16 protein-coding genes are annotated in these 15,993 nt (G+C 71.3%); 11 read left to right on the top strand and 5 right to left on the bottom strand.

What is annotated here, in order from left to right:
• Positions 1 to 51: 51 nt before the first annotated feature.
• Positions 52 to 2,055: an SDR family NAD(P)-dependent oxidoreductase gene (locus ABE438_RS15570; protein WP_346503558.1), complete on the top strand. Its 2,004-nt coding sequence runs from the start codon at positions 52 to 54 to the stop codon at positions 2,053 to 2,055.
• Here the strand turns inward: ABE438_RS15570 and ABE438_RS15565 are convergent.
• Both ABE438_RS15565 and ABE438_RS15560 read right to left on the bottom strand, forming a co-directional pair.
• The gene (locus tag ABE438_RS15565; RefSeq protein ID WP_346503557.1) at positions 1,985 to 2,908 is read right to left on the bottom strand and encodes an NAD-dependent epimerase/dehydratase family protein; all 924 of its coding nucleotides are present in this window, start codon (positions 2,906 to 2,908) and stop codon (positions 1,985 to 1,987) included. The genes ABE438_RS15570 and ABE438_RS15565 overlap by 71 nt on opposite strands.
• 10 nt (positions 2,909 to 2,918) lie before the next feature.
• Positions 2,919 to 3,932 carry an MraY family glycosyltransferase gene (locus ABE438_RS15560; protein ID WP_465248627.1) on the bottom strand — a complete coding sequence of 338 codons (1,014 nt, stop codon included), beginning with the start codon at positions 3,930 to 3,932 and terminating at the stop codon, positions 2,919 to 2,921.
• Positions 3,933 to 4,056: 124 nt separating this feature from the next.
• Here ABE438_RS15560 and ABE438_RS15555 point away from each other — a divergent pair, with 124 nt between their 5' ends.
• The 3 genes from ABE438_RS15555 to ABE438_RS15545 all read left to right on the top strand — a co-directional run bounded on the left by ABE438_RS15555 (position 4,057) and on the right by ABE438_RS15545 (position 5,712).
• The gene (locus ABE438_RS15555) at positions 4,057 to 4,518 is read left to right on the top strand and encodes an MmcB family DNA repair protein (RefSeq protein ID WP_346503555.1); all 462 of its coding nucleotides are present in this window, start codon (positions 4,057 to 4,059) and stop codon (positions 4,516 to 4,518) included.
• 112 nt (positions 4,519 to 4,630) lie between these two features.
• The gene (locus ABE438_RS15550) at positions 4,631 to 4,930 is read left to right on the top strand and encodes a helix-turn-helix domain-containing protein (protein ID WP_346503554.1); all 300 of its coding nucleotides are present in this window, start codon (positions 4,631 to 4,633) and stop codon (positions 4,928 to 4,930) included.
• A complete protein-coding gene (locus tag ABE438_RS15545) occupies positions 4,927 to 5,712 on the top strand; it encodes a YoaK family protein (RefSeq protein WP_346503553.1) in 786 nt (261 codons plus the stop codon). Before ABE438_RS15550 ends, ABE438_RS15545 begins: the two co-directional genes overlap by 4 nt.
• Before the next feature lie 79 nt (positions 5,713 to 5,791).
• On the opposite strand, the gene typA is transcribed toward ABE438_RS15545, so the two are convergent.
• From typA to ABE438_RS15530, 3 genes are all read right to left on the bottom strand, one after another.
• Positions 5,792 to 7,615, bottom strand: a complete 1,824-nt coding sequence (gene typA, locus ABE438_RS15540; protein WP_346503552.1) for a translational GTPase TypA — start codon at positions 7,613 to 7,615, stop codon at positions 5,792 to 5,794.
• Positions 7,616 to 7,749: 134 nt separating this feature from the next.
• Positions 7,750 to 8,145, bottom strand: a complete 396-nt coding sequence (locus tag ABE438_RS15535; protein WP_346503551.1) for a hypothetical protein — start codon at positions 8,143 to 8,145, stop codon at positions 7,750 to 7,752.
• Between the two features lie 17 nt (positions 8,146 to 8,162).
• The gene (locus ABE438_RS15530) at positions 8,163 to 9,479 is read right to left on the bottom strand and encodes a TAXI family TRAP transporter solute-binding subunit (protein ID WP_346503550.1); all 1,317 of its coding nucleotides are present in this window, start codon (positions 9,477 to 9,479) and stop codon (positions 8,163 to 8,165) included.
• 139 nt (positions 9,480 to 9,618) lie between these two features.
• Here ABE438_RS15530 and ABE438_RS15525 point away from each other — a divergent pair, with 139 nt between their 5' ends.
• From ABE438_RS15525 to ABE438_RS15495, 7 genes are all read left to right on the top strand, one after another.
• On the top strand, positions 9,619 to 10,341 hold the full coding sequence (locus tag ABE438_RS15525; protein ID WP_346503549.1) for a phosphoribosylanthranilate isomerase: 723 nt from the start codon (positions 9,619 to 9,621) through the stop codon (positions 10,339 to 10,341).
• A complete protein-coding gene (gene trpB, locus ABE438_RS15520) occupies positions 10,338 to 11,555 on the top strand; it encodes a tryptophan synthase subunit beta (RefSeq protein ID WP_346503548.1) in 1,218 nt (405 codons plus the stop codon). The genes ABE438_RS15525 and trpB overlap by 4 nt, the downstream gene beginning before the upstream one ends.
• A 32-nt stretch (positions 11,556 to 11,587) precedes the next feature.
• Positions 11,588 to 12,337, top strand: a complete 750-nt coding sequence (locus ABE438_RS15515) for an SIMPL domain-containing protein (protein ID WP_346503547.1) — start codon at positions 11,588 to 11,590, stop codon at positions 12,335 to 12,337.
• A 62-nt stretch (positions 12,338 to 12,399) separates the two neighbouring features.
• Positions 12,400 to 12,786, top strand: a complete 387-nt coding sequence (locus tag ABE438_RS15510; RefSeq protein WP_346503546.1) for a DUF488 domain-containing protein — start codon at positions 12,400 to 12,402, stop codon at positions 12,784 to 12,786.
• A 56-nt stretch (positions 12,787 to 12,842) separates the two neighbouring features.
• Positions 12,843 to 13,691, top strand: coding sequence for a tryptophan synthase subunit alpha (gene trpA / locus ABE438_RS15505; RefSeq protein WP_346503545.1), 849 nt, complete (start codon positions 12,843 to 12,845; stop codon positions 13,689 to 13,691).
• A gap of 33 nt (positions 13,692 to 13,724) precedes the next feature.
• Entirely contained in the window at positions 13,725 to 14,639 is a 915-nt protein-coding gene (accD, locus tag ABE438_RS15500) for an acetyl-CoA carboxylase, carboxyltransferase subunit beta (RefSeq protein ID WP_346503544.1), read from the top strand.
• A gap of 29 nt (positions 14,640 to 14,668) precedes the next feature.
• The gene (locus tag ABE438_RS15495) at positions 14,669 to 15,991 is read left to right on the top strand and encodes a bifunctional folylpolyglutamate synthase/dihydrofolate synthase (protein WP_346503543.1); all 1,323 of its coding nucleotides are present in this window, start codon (positions 14,669 to 14,671) and stop codon (positions 15,989 to 15,991) included.
• The last annotated feature ends 2 nt before the right edge of the window (positions 15,992 to 15,993 follow it).

Below are 15,993 nucleotides of genomic sequence, written 5' to 3'. Positions count from 1 at the left end.
GGCCCCGGCCGCGTTGACAAGGGACCAAGGGAGCGGGATACCCCGCCGCGCATGCTGACTCTCTCCAAACCGGGCGCCAAGAAGCTCGCCGTGATCGCCCACGACCTGGCGATGACGGCGCTCGCGATCCTGTTCGTCTTCTCGGTGCGCTTCGAGAACTGGGCGCTCGAGGAGCGCATGCGCTACCTGCCGACGATCCTGCCGGTCTTCGTCGCCTATGCCGGCTGCGTCTACTGGTTCTTCCAACTCTACCGCTCGAAATGGCGCTTCGCCTCGCTGCCCGACCTGTCGAACATCGTCAGGGCGGTGACGATCCTGGCGCTGACGCTGCTCGTCGCCGACTATGTGATCGTCGCGCCGAATCTCTACGGCAATTTCTACTTCGGCAAGATCACCATCGCGCTGTACTGGATCGTCCAGAACGCGCTGCTCGGCGGCCCGCGGCTGGCCTATCGCTACTTCAAATACTCCCGCTCCAAGCACAACGCGGCCCGCGAGGCGCGCCTGCCGGCGCTGCTGCTCGGCCGCGCCGTCGACGTCGAGGTGGTGATCCGCGCCATGGAGGCCGGCACGATGGGCCGCCTGCGCCCGGCAGGCATCCTGTCGCCGCGCGGCGACGATCTCGGCCAGTCGATCCGCGGCGTGCCGGTGCTCGGCCTGCTCTCGCAGATGGAGACGGTGGCGAGCGAGGCGTCGGACCGCGGCGAGGCCTTCCGCCGCATCGTCGCGACGCCGAGCGCGCTGCTGCCCGAATCCGAGCCCGACAAATGGCTCGCCGGCACGCGCAAGCTGGCCATCCCGATCTCGCGGCTGGATTCGCTCGGCGAGGGGCTGCGCGGCAGCGAGCTCGCGCCGCTGGAGATCGAGGACCTCCTGGTGCGCCCGACGATCAGCATCGATCGCGACCGGCTCGGCGGCTTCCTCAAGGACAAGCGCGTCATCGTCACCGGCGGCGGCGGCTCGATCGGCTCTGAGATCTGCCTGCGCTGCGCCGCCTTCGGCGCCGCCGAGATCCTCGTGGTCGAGAGCTCGGAGCCGGCGCTGTTCCACGTCACCGAGGCGCTGGCGGCGCAGGGCCTGCCGGTGCGCGTCACCGGCGCCATCGCCGATGTGCGCGACCAGGCCCGGATCAACCCGCTGTTCAGGGCCTTCGCGCCCGACATCGTCATCCATGCCGCGGCGCTGAAGCACGTGCCCTATCTCGAGGCCGACTGGGGCGAGGGCATCAAGACCAACGTCTTCGGCTCGGTCGCGGTGACGGAAGCGGCGATCGCGGCCGGCGCCTCGATCTTCGTGATGATCTCGACCGACAAGGCGATCGAGCCGGTCTCGATGCTGGGCGCGACCAAGCGTTTCGCCGAGATGTACGCCCAGGCCCGCGACGCGGAGTTCGCCGGCGGGGCGAGCGGCATGCGCCTCGTCGCGGTGCGCTTCGGCAACGTGCTCGGCTCGGTCGGCTCCGTGGTGCCGAAGTTCAAGGCGCAGATCGAGCGCGGCGGCCCGGTCACCGTGACCAGCCCCGACATGATCCGCTACTTCATGACGATCCGCGAAGCCTGCGACCTGGTGCTGACCGCCGCCTCCCATGCCGGCGCCGCCAGCGGCGTCCAGGGCGAAGACGAGCAGGGCCAGGGCGGCCAAGGTGAGGACGGGCAGGAGCGCGCCGCCGTCTACGTGCTCAAGATGGGCCAGCCGCTGAAGATCGTCGACCTGGCCGAGCGCATGATCCGGCTCGCCGGGTACGAGCCCGGGCTCGACATCGAGATCGCCTTCACCGGCGTGCGCCCGGGCGAGCGGCTCAACGAGATCCTGTTCGCCAAGGACGAGCCGATGGCCGAGACCGGGCTGGACGGCGTCATGGCGGCCAAGCCGATCTTCGCCGGCCGCGCCCGCATGCAGGGCTGGCTCGACCGGCTGGCGCGTGCCGTCGCCGCCGACGACCGCGTCGCGGCCGAAGCGGTGCTGAGCGAGGCGATCCCCGACTTCAGCCGCCGCCAGCAGCCAGACGCGCCAGCGCAGCCCGCGTCGCCAGCGGCGGGCGCCAGCCCGCATTGAGCAGGTCTTCCGGCAGGGCCACGAGCCCGCCGGCCAGCCGCTCATAGGCGGCGGGGCGCCCCGCCAGCCGGGCGGCGAGCTTCAGCAGCCCCGGCGGCAGCGCGACCAGCCCCGGCCGCCGTCCCAGCCCGGCCCGCATCGCGGCGAGCATGTCGGCCACAGAAAGCGGCTCGGGATCGGCGACGATATAGCTGCGGCGCGCCGGGCAGAGCGGCGTCAGCGCGAAGGCGACCGCCTCGCAGAGATTCTCCACCGCCAGCAGCGAGCGCGGCGCGGCGAGCCCGCCGAGCGGCAGCGGCACGGGCAGGCGCGCCAGACGCAGCAGCGCCGCCATATTGGCCTTGACGCCCGGCCCGTAGACCAGCACCGGCCGCAGCGCCACCCAGTCGAGATCGAGCCCGGCCAGCCCCTGCTCGGCCGCCAACTTGGAGCGGCCATAGGCGTCGGTGGGCAACGGCGGATCGGCGTCGCGCAGCGGGCCCGCGGCGACCGGGCCGGTCTGGGCGCGGATCGAGGAGAGGAAGACGAAGCGGCCGATCCCGGCGGCGCGCGCCGCCGCGGCAAGCGCCAGCGTCGCCTGGGTGTTGACCCGGCGGTAGCGCTCCTCCGGCAGGTCGGAATCGGCATGGGCGAGGCCGGCGGCATGGACGACCTGGTCGACGCCGGCGAGCAGCGGCCGCCAGTCGATCTCGCCGGCGAGATCGCCGGTCGCGACCGCCTCGATGCCGGCCCCCTCGGGCAGGCCGGCCCGGCCGGCGCAGCGCACCAGATGGCCGCGCGCCGCGAGATCGCGGGCGAGGTGGCGGCCGACGAAGCCGCTGGCTCCGGTCAGCAGGATGCGGCTCGGCCTCATCGCCCGGCCCTCATGCCGTCCGCCGCCGCGCGAAGCGCGCCAGCAGCAAAGCCGTCAGCGCGAGCGCCAGCGTAAGGCAGCCGAGCTGCACCGCGGTCGCGGGGAAGCGGATGGTGAGGCCGGCGAGTACGGCCAGCCCGAGATTGAGCCCGGCCACCCGCGCCACGACCTGCGACACCGAGAAGCCGTTATCGGTGGCCTGCTGGTAGAAATGCGAGCGATGCGCCTGCCAGACCTTCTCGCCGCGCGCCAGCCGTCGCAGCAGGGTGATGGTCGAATCCAGCACATGGTAGAGCGGCAGGATCAGCGCCGCGACGAGCGCGCCCTCGGCGGCGAGGCGATAGAGCAGCCAGGCCGTCAACAGGCCGATCGGCAGCGAGCCGACATCGCCTAGGAAGATCTTCGCCACCGGCCGGTTGAGCGGGGCGAAGCCGAGCAGGCCGCCGAGCAGCGCCGCCGCCAGAAGGCCGCTCGCCGGATCGAGGACGCCGAGCGCGCCGGCGGCCGCGAGCGCGGCGCAGAGCGGGGCGATGCCGGCGATGGTGATCCAGTCGATCCCGTCCATGAAGTTGACGAGGTTGACGAACCAGACGCCGGCGAGGATGCACAGCGCCCGCTCGGCCCAGAGCGGCAGCAGATCGGGCAGCAGGCGCAGTTCCGGCGCGGCCAGCATCAGCACGACGGAAACGGCGACGGTCTGCAAGCCGAGCCTGAGGCCCGCCGGCAGCGGCGCGATATCGTCCCAGGCGCCGACGCCGGCGACCAGCACGGCCGCCGCCAGGACCAGCGCCAGCGCCGGGCGCGCCTGTGCCGGCAGCAGGCCGAGCGCGCCGGCCAGCAGCAGCGCCAGCACCACGCCGCCGAGCACCGCGATGCCGCCGCCCTGCGGGGTCGGCACCTGGTGGCTCGAGCGCGCATTCGGGCGCGCCAGCGCATAGCGCACCATCAGCGGCCGCAGCAGCAGGCAGAGAAACCAGGCGACATGGCCGGCGACGGCAACGGTGAGCAGGGTGATCATGACGATGTCCAGGGCGCGCGGGACCATAGCGGGCACGGGCCGGGCCGCAAGCGCTTGTTGCGGCGCGCGCATGGCGGCCCCGGACCGCGCGGGCTTGCGCGCACAGGCACAAAAGCAGAACATGCCTCGCATGGATCTGTCCGATTCCGTGCTCGTCCCGGCGCCCGCGCGGCCGGAGATCACCCGTGCCGTCTGCCGCGGTGCCGCACGGCATCTGCAGGCGCGCGGCTATGCCATCGTCAAGGAGATGCGCTTCGCCAATGGCCGTCGCGGCGACATCGTCGCCCTGTCGCCGAGCGGCGAGATCCTGGTGGTGGAGGTCAAGTCCGGCCTGGCCGATTATCGCGTCGACGGGAAATGGCCGGATTATCGCGATTACTGCGACGGTTTCCTCTTCGCGGTGGCGCCGGACTTCCCCCATGAGATCCTGCCGGACGATGTCGGGCTGATCGTCGCCGACGCCTGGGGCGGGGAGCTGCTACGGGAGCCGCCGCGCCATCCGCTGGCGGCGGCGCGGCGCAAGATGCTGACGATCGCCATCGCAAGGCTGGCGGCCTGCCGCCTGCTGGCGATCGAGGACCCGGCGACCTAGATGCCGCCGGCCGTCATGCGGTGTTGCCATATCAGCCATCGATCCTGATGCTTGAACGATCATGATCGATGGACGAGGCTGGAGCATCCCGCATAATGCGAAGGTCCGTGCCATGATCACCGCTCCCCAGTTGCGCGCCGCGCGGGCGCTGCTCGGCATCGACCAGAAGACGCTGGCGGCGCTGTCGGGCGTCTCGCTGCCGACGATCCAGCGCATGGAGGCGAGCGACGGCCATGTGCGCGGCATCGTCGACACGCTGACCAAGGTGGTCGCGGCGCTCGAAGCGGCCGGCGTCGAGCTGATCGGCGAACGCTCCAGTAGCGAGGGCCAGGGCCGCGGCGTCCGCTTGCGCGAGCCGGCCCAGCCTGCGACCGGCGCGCCCCGGCCTCAGGGAGCGAGGTCCGTGTCGTGAGGGCGCCGCGGCGCCGGCGCCGGCTGCGCCTGCTCTATTCGGCCGCCGCCCACCGGCGGTCGGCGATCTCCGACGAGATACTCGGCACCAGCCTCGCCTTCATCGCCGGCGCGATCAATGCGGGCGGCTTCCTCGCGGTCGGCCAGTACACCTCGCACATGACCGGCGTGGTCTCGGCAATCGCCGACAATCTGGTGCTCGGCGTGTTCGGCCTGGTCGGCACCGGGCTCGTGGCGCTGGTCTCCTTCGGCGCCGGCTCGGCCTGCTCCGCCATGCTGATCAACTGGGGGCGCCGCAATGCGCGCCGGCGGCAATATGCCTATCCGATCGGGCTAGAGGCGGTACTGCTGCTGGTCTTCGGCGCGATCGGCGCCGCGTCGGGGCGGATGCCCGGGCTGATGCTGCTGGCGGCGCCGCTGCTCTGCTTCATCATGGGACTGCAGAACGCGACGATCACCAAGATCTCCGGCGCGCGCATGCGCACCACCCATCTCACCGGCATGGTGACCGATATCGGCATCGAGCTCGGCAAGCTGGCCTACTGGAACCGCGACCGGCGGGCGCCGGAGCTGATGGTGATGGCCGACCGGCGCAAGCTCGGCATCCTGCTGCGGGTCGTCGGCATGTTCTTCAGCGGCGGTGTCATCGGCGCGCTCGGCTTCGGGCAGGTCGGCTACGGCTTCTCGGTGCCGCTGGCGCTGCTGCTGATGAGCTTCGCGGTGGCGAGCATGCGGCCGGCGCGCCCCCGCAGCGTCCTGGCCTCGCCCGGCGAGCAGGCCTGACACAAGCGAAAGGCGGCGGACCGGGGTCCGCCGCCTTCGTGGTCGTCTTCGCGAGAGCCCTGGCGGCTCAGGCCGGATCTCAGGCCACTTCGGCCTTGATCTTCTGGGCGCGCTTGCGCTCGTTCGGGTCGAGGATCGCCTTGCGCAGGCGGATCGACTTCGGCGTGACCTCGACGAGCTCGTCGTCGTCGATCCAGGCCAGCGAACGCTCCAGCGTCATGCGGATCGGCGGGGTCAGGCGCACCGCCTCGTCCTTCGAGGTGGTGCGGATGTTGGTGAGCTTCTTGCCCTTGAGCACGTTCACCTCGAGATCGTTCTCGCGGGTGTGCTCGCCGACGATCATGCCCTGATAGACCTTCCAGCCGGGCTCGATCATCATCGGGCCGCGATCCTCGAGGTTCCACAGCGCATAGGCCACGGCCTCGCCGGTCTCCATCGCGATCAGCACGCCGTTGCGGCGGCCGGCGATCTCGCCCTTGTACGGCGCATAGTCGTGGAAGAGCCGGTTCATGATGGCCGTGCCGCGCGTATCGGTGAGCAGCTCGCCCTGATAGCCGATCAGGCCGCGGGTCGGGGCGTGGAAGACCAGGCGCTGGCGATTGCCGCCGGAGGGGCGCATCTCCAGCATGTCGGCCTTGCGCTCGCTCATCTTCTGCACGACGACGCCGGAATGCTCCTCGTCGACGTCGATGACGACCTCCTCGATCGGCTCGAGCAGCTTGCCGGCCTCGTCACGCTTGAAGACGACGCGCGGGCGGGAAACGCCGAGCTCGAAGCCCTCGCGGCGCATGGTCTCGATCAGGATGGCCAGCAAGAGCTCGCCGCGGCCCGAGACGATGAAGCTGTCCTTGTCGGTCGCTTCCTCGATCTTGAGCGCGACGTTGCCCTCGGCCTCCTTGAACAGGCGGTCGCGGATGACGCGGGTGGTGACCTTGTCGCCCTCGGTGCCGGCCAGCGGCGAGTCGTTGACCGAGAAGGTCATCGAGACAGTCGGCGGGTCGATCGGCTGGGCGACGATCGGGGTATCGACCGACGGGTCGCAGAAGGTGTCCGCGACGGTGCCCTTCACCAGCCCCGCGATCGAGACGATGTCGCCGGCGACGGCTTCCTCGATCGGCTGGCGCTCGAGCCCGCGGAAAGCGAGGATCTTCGAGATGCGGCCGGTCTCGACGGTCGTGCCGTCGCCCGAGAGCACCTTGATGACCTGGTTGGGCTTGGCGGTGCCGGAGGTGACGCGGCCGGTGATGATGCGGCCGAGATAGGGGTTGGCCTCGAGCAGGGTGCCGATCATCCGGAACGGCCCGTCCTCGACCTTCGGCGGCGGGACGTGCTTGAGGATCAGGTCGTACATCGGCGCCAGGCCCTGGTCCTGCGGGCCTTCCGGCGAATCGGCCATCCAGCCCTGCTTGCCCGAGCCGTAGAGGATCGGGAAGTCGAGCTGCTCGTCGGTGGCGTCGAGCGCGGCGAACAGGTCGAAGACCTCGTTGATCACCTCCTGGACGCGGGCATCCGCCTTGTCGACCTTGTTGATCGCGACGATCGGGCGAAGGCCGAGCTGGAGCGCCTTGGAGACCACGAACTTGGTCTGCGGCATCGGGCCCTCGGCGGCGTCCACCAGCACGATCGCGGAATCGACCATGTTGAGGATGCGCTCGACCTCGCCGCCGAAATCGGCGTGGCCGGGGGTATCGACGATGTTGATGCGGGTGTCCTTCCAGACCACCGAGGTGGCCTTGGCCAGGATGGTGATCCCGCGCTCCTTCTCGAGGTCGTTGGAATCCATCACGCGCTCGGCGACGCGCTGGTTCTCGCGGAAGGAGCCGGACTGCTGCAGGAGCTTGTCGACGAGCGTGGTCTTGCCGTGGTCGACGTGGGCGATGATGGCGATGTTGCGCATGGACATGCGGAAAGCGGCCTTGGTTCAAGACCGCGAGCCGACAGGGGACGTCCCGGCCGGCGCAGCCTGTTCGATGAGCGATCTGGGGTTAGTTGCGCTGCACATAACGGTTGCGGGCCGTTTCGGCAACCGTCACCGAATCATTTCCGGCAGGCGAAGGGCATGAAGGTGCTCGCCATTCCGGCGTTCATGCCGGCAATGACCATGACATTGGCAAGGTTGAGTTCCTCCGCACTGCGCGGGCAGACATCGGGCGGCGCCTGGCACCCCGAGGCGAGGAAGGCGTCGTGGCGGGCGGTGAACTCGGCGCCGATGCCCTTGCTGCCGAAGCGGGCGAGCGCCTGCTCATAGGCGCTGCGCCAGCGGTCGCACTTCACCTTCGGCCAGCTTTCCGCGCGGGGGTCGTTACGCGGATCGAGCTGTGCAGGCGGAGTATCCGGCGCCGGAGCCTGGCCGCGAGCCGAGGGTCCCGCCAGGAACGACGCGGCCAAGAGCGATGCGGCCAGAAGCGCCGCCAGACCATGGCGTCCGGTCATCGATGTCATCCCTGCGATCATCCCCGGGCGAGGGCCGGGGGGAGATCCTCCGCCTCGGCAAAATACTGGCGCCGCTCCGCCGCCGCCCGGCCGAGCTGGTCCATGGCGAGGCGGTAGGCGCCGACGCCGCCGGCGTCGATGTCGCCGCGGGCATAGTCGGTGAGCACGGCGGCGAGGATCGCGTCGGCCCGCGCCTCGATCGCGGCGATGCGGGCCTCGTCGGGCGCGGCGCGCATCTCGGCGAGCAGATCGACCAGCTGGCCCAGTCCCGCCATGGCGAGCTTCCGGCGGGCCGCGCTGTCATAGCCCAGCAGCCCGGCCGCGCCGGAGCCGAGCAGCGACAGCGCCATCACCCCGAGATAGAACCAGTCGCCATAGCGGTCGAAGAAGCTCTCCTGCTCGCCGTCGAGGAAGGCGGCGGCGCCGGGATGGACCGGCAGGGCCGCGTCCTTGTCGGTGGAAGGCGCCTCCAGCCCCTGGATCGCGGGCAGCTCGCCGGCCAGCGTGGCGCGCAGCGAGAGCACGGCGTCGACCAGCTCGCCGACGCGGGCCTCGTCGAGATCCTGCGCCGCCATCAGCCGCGAGGTGATCGAGATCGTCGGCAGGTTCTCGGCCGGGCGCGGCGGGTCGCCGCCGAAGGCCCCGCGCACGATCTCCCCGCTCTCGATGGCGCGGTTGCGGGTGGCGAGCGCATCGGCCTCGCGGATCGGCACGATGGTCGGATCGCCGCCGAAGGCCTGCCGCAGCCGCGCGCCGGCCTCGGAGGCGATGCGGGCATTGAGCGCATTGACGGCGAACAGCACCTCGATGCGCCCGTCGCGAATGGCGTTGGCGATATCGTCGGGTGCCAGCGGGACGATCGTGACCTCCTCGGGCGCGACCTCGTACTGCGCCAGCACCAGCCGCAGCAGCGCGAGATTGCCGGCGGGCAGCCGCGCCACGCCGATGCGCTTGCCGCGCAGGCCCGAGACGCGGTCGGTGGCGAGCGTGGCCGGGCCGATGAAGAAGGGCAGCGAGCGGCGGGTGATCAGGGCGGTGTCGCCCTTGGCGGGGATGGCGATGTCGGGCCGCACGATGGCGAGGTCGACCTCGTCGTCGTCGAGGCGCCTGGCGCTCTCCTCGGAGCCGCCCGTCAGGACGAGCCGCAGCCGGATCGGCTTCTTCTCGCGGTTGAGGCCCTGGACCAGCGCCGCGGCGAGGCGGGCATCCTCCGAGCCCAGAGGCCCGACCGCGAGGCGCAGCGTCCTGGGCTGGCTCCAGAGATAGACGCCGAGCGCCGTGCCGCCGGAGAACAGCAGCAATCCCGCGACCATGCTGAAGAAACGCCGCCCCATCGGCCTGCCCGCCCTGTCGCCTTGCTCGCCCGCCGGCTCTCTCCGCCCGCATCATGTCACAAGTGCGGCCGGGCGGAACGGGAACGCGCCAGCCGCGCCGCGGTTTCCGCCCGGCGCGGTTCTGCGCTAGAGCTTGGCCATGGACCTCACCGCCCGCTCCTTCCGCATCAAGATCTGCGGCCTCTCGACCCCGTCGAGCGTCGAAGCGGCGCTCGATGCCGGCGCCGACATGATCGGCCTGGTCTTCCATCCGCGCAGCCCGCGTTTCGTCACCATCGAGCAGGCGCGGGCGCTGTCGTCGCTGGCGGCGGGCCGGGCCGGCATCGTGGCGCTGGTGGTCGATATCGAGCCGGCGCGCGCCGTCGAGCTGGTCGCGGCGCTGGCGCCCCACAAGCCGATGCTGCAGCTCCACGGATCGGAGACGCCCGAGCAGGTCCGCGCCATCAGGCAGGCGACGCGCCGGCCGGTGATGAAGGCGCTCGGCATCGCCACCGCCGCGGATCTCGCGGCGATCGCGCCCTATCGCGACGCGGCCGACCTGATCCTGCTCGACGCCAAGCCGCCGCCGGACGCCGCCTATCCGGGCGGGCACGGCCGGCCCTTCGACTGGCGGCTGCTCGCCGGCCTCGACCCGGCTTTCCCCTTCATGCTATCGGGCGGGCTGGATCCGGCGAACGTCGCGGAGGCGATCGGCATCGCGCGGCCGGCGGGCGTCGACGTCTCCTCCGGGGTCGAGAGCGCGCCGGGCGTCAAGGACCCCGCACGGATCGCGGCCTTCGTGGCCGCCGCCCGCAAGGCGGCGGACGCGCTGGACGACCGGGCTCAGGACCACCACGTCTCTCAGAAGGCTTTACGGGCATGAACGCGCCGCACACTCCGAACAGCTTCCGCACCGGTCCGGACGAGAACGGCCGGTTCGGCCAGTTCGGCGGCCGCTTCGTCGCCGAGACGCTGATGCCGCTGATCCTCGAGCTGGAGGCGGCCTATGAGGCGGCCAAGGCCGACCCCGCCTATCACGCCGAGATGGCCGACGGGCTGAAGCACTATGTCGGCCGGCCCTCGCCGCTCTATTTCGCCGAGCGGCTGACCGAGCATTTCGGCGGCGCCAAGATCTATCTGAAGCGCGAGGAGCTGAACCACACCGGCTCCCACAAGGTGAACAATGTGCTCGGCCAGATCCTGCTGGCGCGGCGCATGGGCAAGAAGCGCATCATCGCCGAGACTGGCGCCGGCCAGCACGGCGTCGCCACCGCGACGCTCTGCGCCCGCTACGGGCTGGAATGCATCGTCTACATGGGCGCGGTCGACGTCGCCCGGCAGGCGCCGAACGTCTTCCGCATGCAGATGCTGGGCGCGGCGGTCGTGCCGGTGGAATCCGGCACCAAGACGCTCAAGGATGCGATGAACGAGGCGCTGCGCGACTGGGTCACCAACGTCTCCTCGACCTTCTACTGCATCGGCACGGTCGCCGGCCCGCATCCCTATCCGGCGATGGTGCGCGACTTCCAGTCGATCATCGGCACCGAGACCCGCGCGCAGATGCAGGAGGCCGAGGGCCGCCTGCCGGATTCGCTGATCGCCTGCATCGGCGGCGGCTCGAACGCGATGGGGCTGTTCCACCCCTTCCTCGACGACAAGAGCGTCGAGATCTACGGGGTCGAGGCCGCCGGCCACGGCGTCCCCTCCGGCCTGCACGCCGCCTCGCTGACCGGCGGGCGCCCTGGCGTGCTGCACGGCAACCGCACCTATCTGCTGATGGACGATGACGGGCAGATCAAGGACGCCCATTCGATCTCGGCCGGGCTCGACTATCCCGGCATCGGCCCGGAGCATTCCTGGCTGCACGAGACGGGCCGCGTCACCTATCTCTCGGCCACCGACGAGGAGGCGCTCGCGGCATTCCAGCTGATCTCGCGGCTCGAAGGCATCATCCCGGCGCTGGAATCCGCGCATGCGCTGGCCCGCGTCGCCGAGCTCGCCCCGAAAAAGCCGAAGGACCATCTCATGGTGGTCAACCTCTCCGGCCGTGGTGACAAGGACATCCCGCAGGTCGCGGAGATTCTCGGCGCGCGGTGATCGTCCTCGCGCCGAAAACGCGAAGGAAGACCATGACCAAGACCAAGAAGGCCCTGCTGCTGGCCGCGCTCGCCGCTCTCGCCACCCCCGCGCTCGCCCAGGCCCCCGCCCCGGCGCCAGCGCCGCTGGCACCGGCCGAGGGCATCGTGATCCGCACCGAGGGCGAGGTCCGGGTGAAGCCCGACCTCGCGACGATCCACGCCGGCGTGGTCAGCGAGGGCAAGACCGCCGCCGAGGCGCTGAACCGCAACACCCCGGCGCTGGCCAAGCTGGTCGAGGCGGTGAAGGCGGCCGGGATCGCGGCCAAGGACATCACCACCTCGCAGGTCTCGCTCTCGCCGCGCATGACCCAGCCCTCCGCCTCCGCCTCGGCGCAGCCGCGCGCGCCGAAGATCGACGGCTACGAGGCCCGTACCGGGCTGACGGTGATCGTGCGCGACATCGCCAAGGCCGGGCCGCTGATCGACGCGCTGGCCGCCGCCGGCGCCAACGACATGTCGGGCATCAGCTTCGGCCTCGCCGACGAGGAGAAGGCCAGGGACGAGGCCCGCGCCAAGGCGGCCGAGGCGGCACGCGGCCGGGCCGAGCTCTATGCCGGCAAGCTCGGCGTGAAGCTCGGCGAGGTCGTCTCGATCGTCGAGGCGGAGGCCGACGCGCCGATCCGCCCGATGGCCGAGATGCGCGCCTACCGCGTCGCCTCGGCCGGTGCGCCGATGGCGGTCGAGCCCGGCGAGATCAGCATCACCGCCGCGCTGCGCACCGTCTGGCGCATCGAGAAGTAAGCCGTTCCGGACGCCGCGCCTTGCGTGCGGCGTCCGCCCGTTCCGGGAGCCGTCAGGCAGCCATGGCCGTCCGCATCGTCCGCCTCGGCTCCCCGCGCCTGCCCGGCGAGGGCACGCGCATCGGCACCGTGCGGCGCGTCCCGCGCGGCGTGCCAAAGGAGTGCTACGCCAGCGAGAACTGGTTCGACGTCTGGTTTCCGGTGCTGTCGCCCAGCCCCGCCTTGATGGCGCAGGCGAAGGCGGCCGAAACGGCGGCGCAGTGGACGGGCTTCGCCAAGGGCTTCCGGGCCGAGATGGCCGAGCCCGCCGCCCGCCAGGCGCTCGACCTCGTCGCCGCGCTCTCGCATGGCACCGAACTCTCGGTTGGCTGCTATTGCGCCGAGGAGGCACGCTGCCACCGTTCGCTGCTGCGGTCCCTGCTCGCCGAGCGTGGCGCGGCCATCGCCTAGCCGGGGCGCGCCAACGCCTCTCGCCAGCCGGGCGCCGCCATGCTAACCGCTCCGGCATGACACAGACTGGCCAGTCCCGCATCGAAGCCCGCTTCGCCGCCTGCGCGGCCGAGGGGCGCGCCGCGCTCGTCACCTTCGTGACCGCCGGCGATCCCGACTTCGACACCGCGAGCGCGATCCTCCACGCCCTGCCGGAAGCCGGCGCCGACATCATCGAGCTCGGCGTGCCCTTCACCGACCCGATGGCGGACGGCATCCCGGTGCAGCTCGCCGGCCAGCGCGCGCTCAAGGCCGGCCAGACCCTGCGTAAGACGCTCGCCATGGTGCGCGCCTTCCGCGCCGCCGGCCACGACACGCCGATCGTGCTGATGGGCTATTACAACCCGATCTACGCCTTCGGCGTCGACGCCTTCCTCGTGGCGGCGCGCGAAGCCGGCGTCGACGGGCTGATCGTCGTCGACCTGCCGCCGGAAGAGGACGCCGAGCTCTGCCTGCCGGCGCTCGCGGCGGGGCTGAGCTTCATCCGCCTGGCAACGCCCACCACGGACGACAAGCGCCTGCCGCGCGTGCTGCAGAACACATCGGGCTTCGTCTACTACGTCTCGATGACCGGCGTGACCGGCGGCACCATCGCCAATTACGACGCGGTCGGCGACGCGGTGGCCCGCATCAAGCAGCACACAACCCTGCCCGTCGCGGTCGGCTTCGGCGTCAAGACCGCGCAGGACGCGGCGCAGATCGCCCGCGGCGCCGACGGCGTCGTGGTCGGCTCGGCGCTGGTCGAGCGCGTGCGCCAATCGCTCGACGGCGAGGGCAAGGCCACGGAAAAGACGGTTTCGGCTGTCACTTCGCTCGTCGCCGAGCTCGCCGCCGGCATTCGCTCGGTCGCCCGATCCGCGGCCTGACCCGGCCATCCCAGCTTATTCGAGGATGATCCGATGAACTGGATTTCCGACGTCGTCCGCCCGCGCATCAAGACCCTGTTCAAGCGCGAGAGCCCCGAGAACCTCTGGATCAAGTGCCCCGATTCCGGGCAGATGGTCTTCCACAAGGACGTCGAGGCCAACGGCTTCGTCATCCCCGGCTCCGACCACCATATGCGCGTCACCGCGGCCAACCGGCTGCGCATGACTTTCGACGACGGCAAGTGGACCGAGATCGCCCTGCCCGAGGTCGCGGTCGACCCGCTGAAGTTCCGCGACGAGAAGCGCTATGTCGACCGGCTCAAGGACGCCCGCGCCAAGACCGGCGCCGCCGACGCCTTCAAGGTCGGCCAGGGCACGGTCGAAGGCCTGCCGATGACCATCGCGGTGCAGGATTTCCACTTTATGGGCGGCTCGCTCGGCATGGCCGCCGGCGAGGCCTTCATCAAGGGTGCCGAGGCGGCGCTCGACAAGCGCACGCCCTATGTCGTGTTCGCGGCGTCGGGCGGTGCGCGCATGCAGGAGGGCATCCTCTCGCTGATGCAGCTGCCGCGCACCACCGTGGCGGTGCGGCGCCTGCGCGCTGCCGGCCTGCCCTATTTCGTCGTGCTGACCAACCCGACCACCGGTGGCGTCACCGCCTCCTACGCCATGCTGGGCGACGTCCATATCGCCGAGCCCGGCGCGCTGATCGGCTTCGCCGGCCCGCGCGTGATCGAGCAGACCATCCGCGAGAAGCTGCCCGACGGCTTCCAGCGCGCCGAATATCTCAAGGAGCACGGCATGGTCGACATGGTCGTGCACCGCCACGAGATCCCGGCGACGCTGGCCAGGCTCGGCCGCCTGCTGACCAAGCAGCCCGCCCCGGGCAGCGTGGCGCCGGTGCCGGTCGAGACGGCCGCGACCGAGCCCGCCGCCGAGACCGCCTGAGCCGCGAGGCCGGCCGGGAGCCGGTTGCCATGAGCACCTCAGACCTGCTGCTGGCGCGCTTCCTCGCGCTGCATCCCAAGCTGATCGACCTGTCGCTCGGCCGCATCCTGCGCCTGCTGGAGCGGCTCGGCGATCCGCACAAGCGGCTGCCGCCGGTGATCCATGTCGCCGGCACCAACGGCAAGGGCTCGACCATCGCCTTCATGCGGGCGATCCTCGAGGCCGCCGGCCTCTCGGTGCATGTCTACACCTCGCCGCATCTGGTGCGCTTCCACGAGCGCATCCGCCTCGGCCGCCCGGGCGGCGGCCGCTTCGTCGACGAGGCGGTGCTGGTCGATGCGCTGGAGCGCTGCGAGCGCGCCAATGCCGGCGAGCCGATCACCTTCTTCGAAATCACCAACGCCGCCGCCTTCCTGCTCTTCTCCGAGCACAAGGCCGATGTCGTGCTGCTCGAGGTCGGGCTGGGCGGGCGCTTCGACGCGACCAACGTGATCGACCATCCGGCCTGCACCGTGGTGACCCCGGTCTCGCTCGACCATTCGGAATATCTCGGCGACACGGTCACCAAGATCGCCGGCGAGAAGGCCGGCATCTTCAAGCGCGGCGCGCCCGCCGTGATCGCGCCGCAGGAGCCGGAGCCGACCGCCGTGCTGGAGGCCGCGGCCGAGCGTGCCGGCGCCTCGCGCATCCTGGTCGGCCAGCAGGACTTTTCCGTCCACGAGGATGGCGGGCGCCTGGTCTACGAGGATGGCGACGGGCTGATCGACCTGCCGCTGCCGCGCCTCACCGGGCGCCACCAGCACGTCAATGCCGGCACCGCGATCGCGGCGCTGCGGGCCGCCGGCTATGGCGGCCTGCCGGCGCTCGCCTTCGAGCGCGGCATGGCCGAGGCCGAATGGCCGGCGCGGCTGCAGCGGCTGGCGCGCGGCCGCCTGGCCGAGCTCGCCCCGGCGGGCTCCGAACTCTGGCTCGACGGCGGGCACAACCCCGATGGCGGGCGCGTGCTGGCGCAGGCCATGGCCGATCTCGAGGAGCGCAACCCCGCCCCGCTGGTGATGATCGCCGGCCTGCTCTCGACCAAGGACGCGACCGCGACGCTCGGGCACTTCAAGGGCCTGGCCCAGACGCTCTTCGCCGTGCCGATCGCCGGCCAGCTCGCGGCCCGCCCGCCCGAGGAGGTCGCGGCGCTGGCCCGCGGCGCCGGCATCCCGGCGGAGGTCTCCGGCTCGGTCGAGCAGGCGCTGCGCGAGATCGCGGCGCGCGACTGGCGCTCGCCGCCACGGATCCTGATCTGCGGCTCGCTCTATCTCGCCGGCGACGTGCTCGCCGCCAACGGCACGCCGCCGGTCTGAGG

This window comes from Allobosea sp. TWI1241 (genome assembly GCF_039673065.1).
Lineage (GTDB): Bacteria > Pseudomonadota > Alphaproteobacteria > Rhizobiales > Beijerinckiaceae > Allobosea.
The sequence above is the reverse complement of the archived record's forward strand: the minus strand, read 5'-3'. Positions and strand labels throughout refer to the sequence as shown.

Excerpts from the sequence above, each read along its gene's own strand:
- ABE438_RS15510 (WP_346503546.1), top strand. The coding sequence starts at position 12,400 with ATGGCCGTCCGCATCGTCCGCCTCGGCTCCCCGCGCCTGCCCGGCGAG.
- ABE438_RS15530 (WP_346503550.1), bottom strand. The coding sequence starts at position 9,479 with ATGGGGCGGCGTTTCTTCAGCATGGTCGCGGGATTGCTGCTGTTCTCC.
- ABE438_RS15515 (WP_346503547.1), top strand. The coding sequence starts at position 11,588 with ATGACCAAGACCAAGAAGGCCCTGCTGCTGGCCGCGCTCGCCGCTCTC.
- ABE438_RS15495 (WP_346503543.1), top strand. The coding sequence starts at position 14,669 with ATGAGCACCTCAGACCTGCTGCTGGCGCGCTTCCTCGCGCTGCATCCC.
- trpA (WP_346503545.1), top strand. The coding sequence starts at position 12,843 with ATGACACAGACTGGCCAGTCCCGCATCGAAGCCCGCTTCGCCGCCTGC.
- ABE438_RS15550 (WP_346503554.1), top strand. The coding sequence starts at position 4,631 with ATGATCACCGCTCCCCAGTTGCGCGCCGCGCGGGCGCTGCTCGGCATC.
- ABE438_RS15535 (WP_346503551.1), bottom strand. The coding sequence starts at position 8,145 with ATGACCGGACGCCATGGTCTGGCGGCGCTTCTGGCCGCATCGCTCTTG.
- ABE438_RS15555 (WP_346503555.1), top strand. The coding sequence starts at position 4,057 with ATGGATCTGTCCGATTCCGTGCTCGTCCCGGCGCCCGCGCGGCCGGAG.
- ABE438_RS15525 (WP_346503549.1), top strand. The coding sequence starts at position 9,619 with ATGGACCTCACCGCCCGCTCCTTCCGCATCAAGATCTGCGGCCTCTCG.
- accD (WP_346503544.1), top strand. The coding sequence starts at position 13,725 with ATGAACTGGATTTCCGACGTCGTCCGCCCGCGCATCAAGACCCTGTTC.
- trpB (WP_346503548.1), top strand. The coding sequence starts at position 10,338 with ATGAACGCGCCGCACACTCCGAACAGCTTCCGCACCGGTCCGGACGAG.
- typA (WP_346503552.1), bottom strand. The coding sequence starts at position 7,615 with ATGTCCATGCGCAACATCGCCATCATCGCCCACGTCGACCACGGCAAG.
- ABE438_RS15570 (WP_346503558.1), top strand. The coding sequence starts at position 52 with ATGCTGACTCTCTCCAAACCGGGCGCCAAGAAGCTCGCCGTGATCGCC.
- ABE438_RS15565 (WP_346503557.1), bottom strand. The coding sequence starts at position 2,908 with ATGAGGCCGAGCCGCATCCTGCTGACCGGAGCCAGCGGCTTCGTCGGC.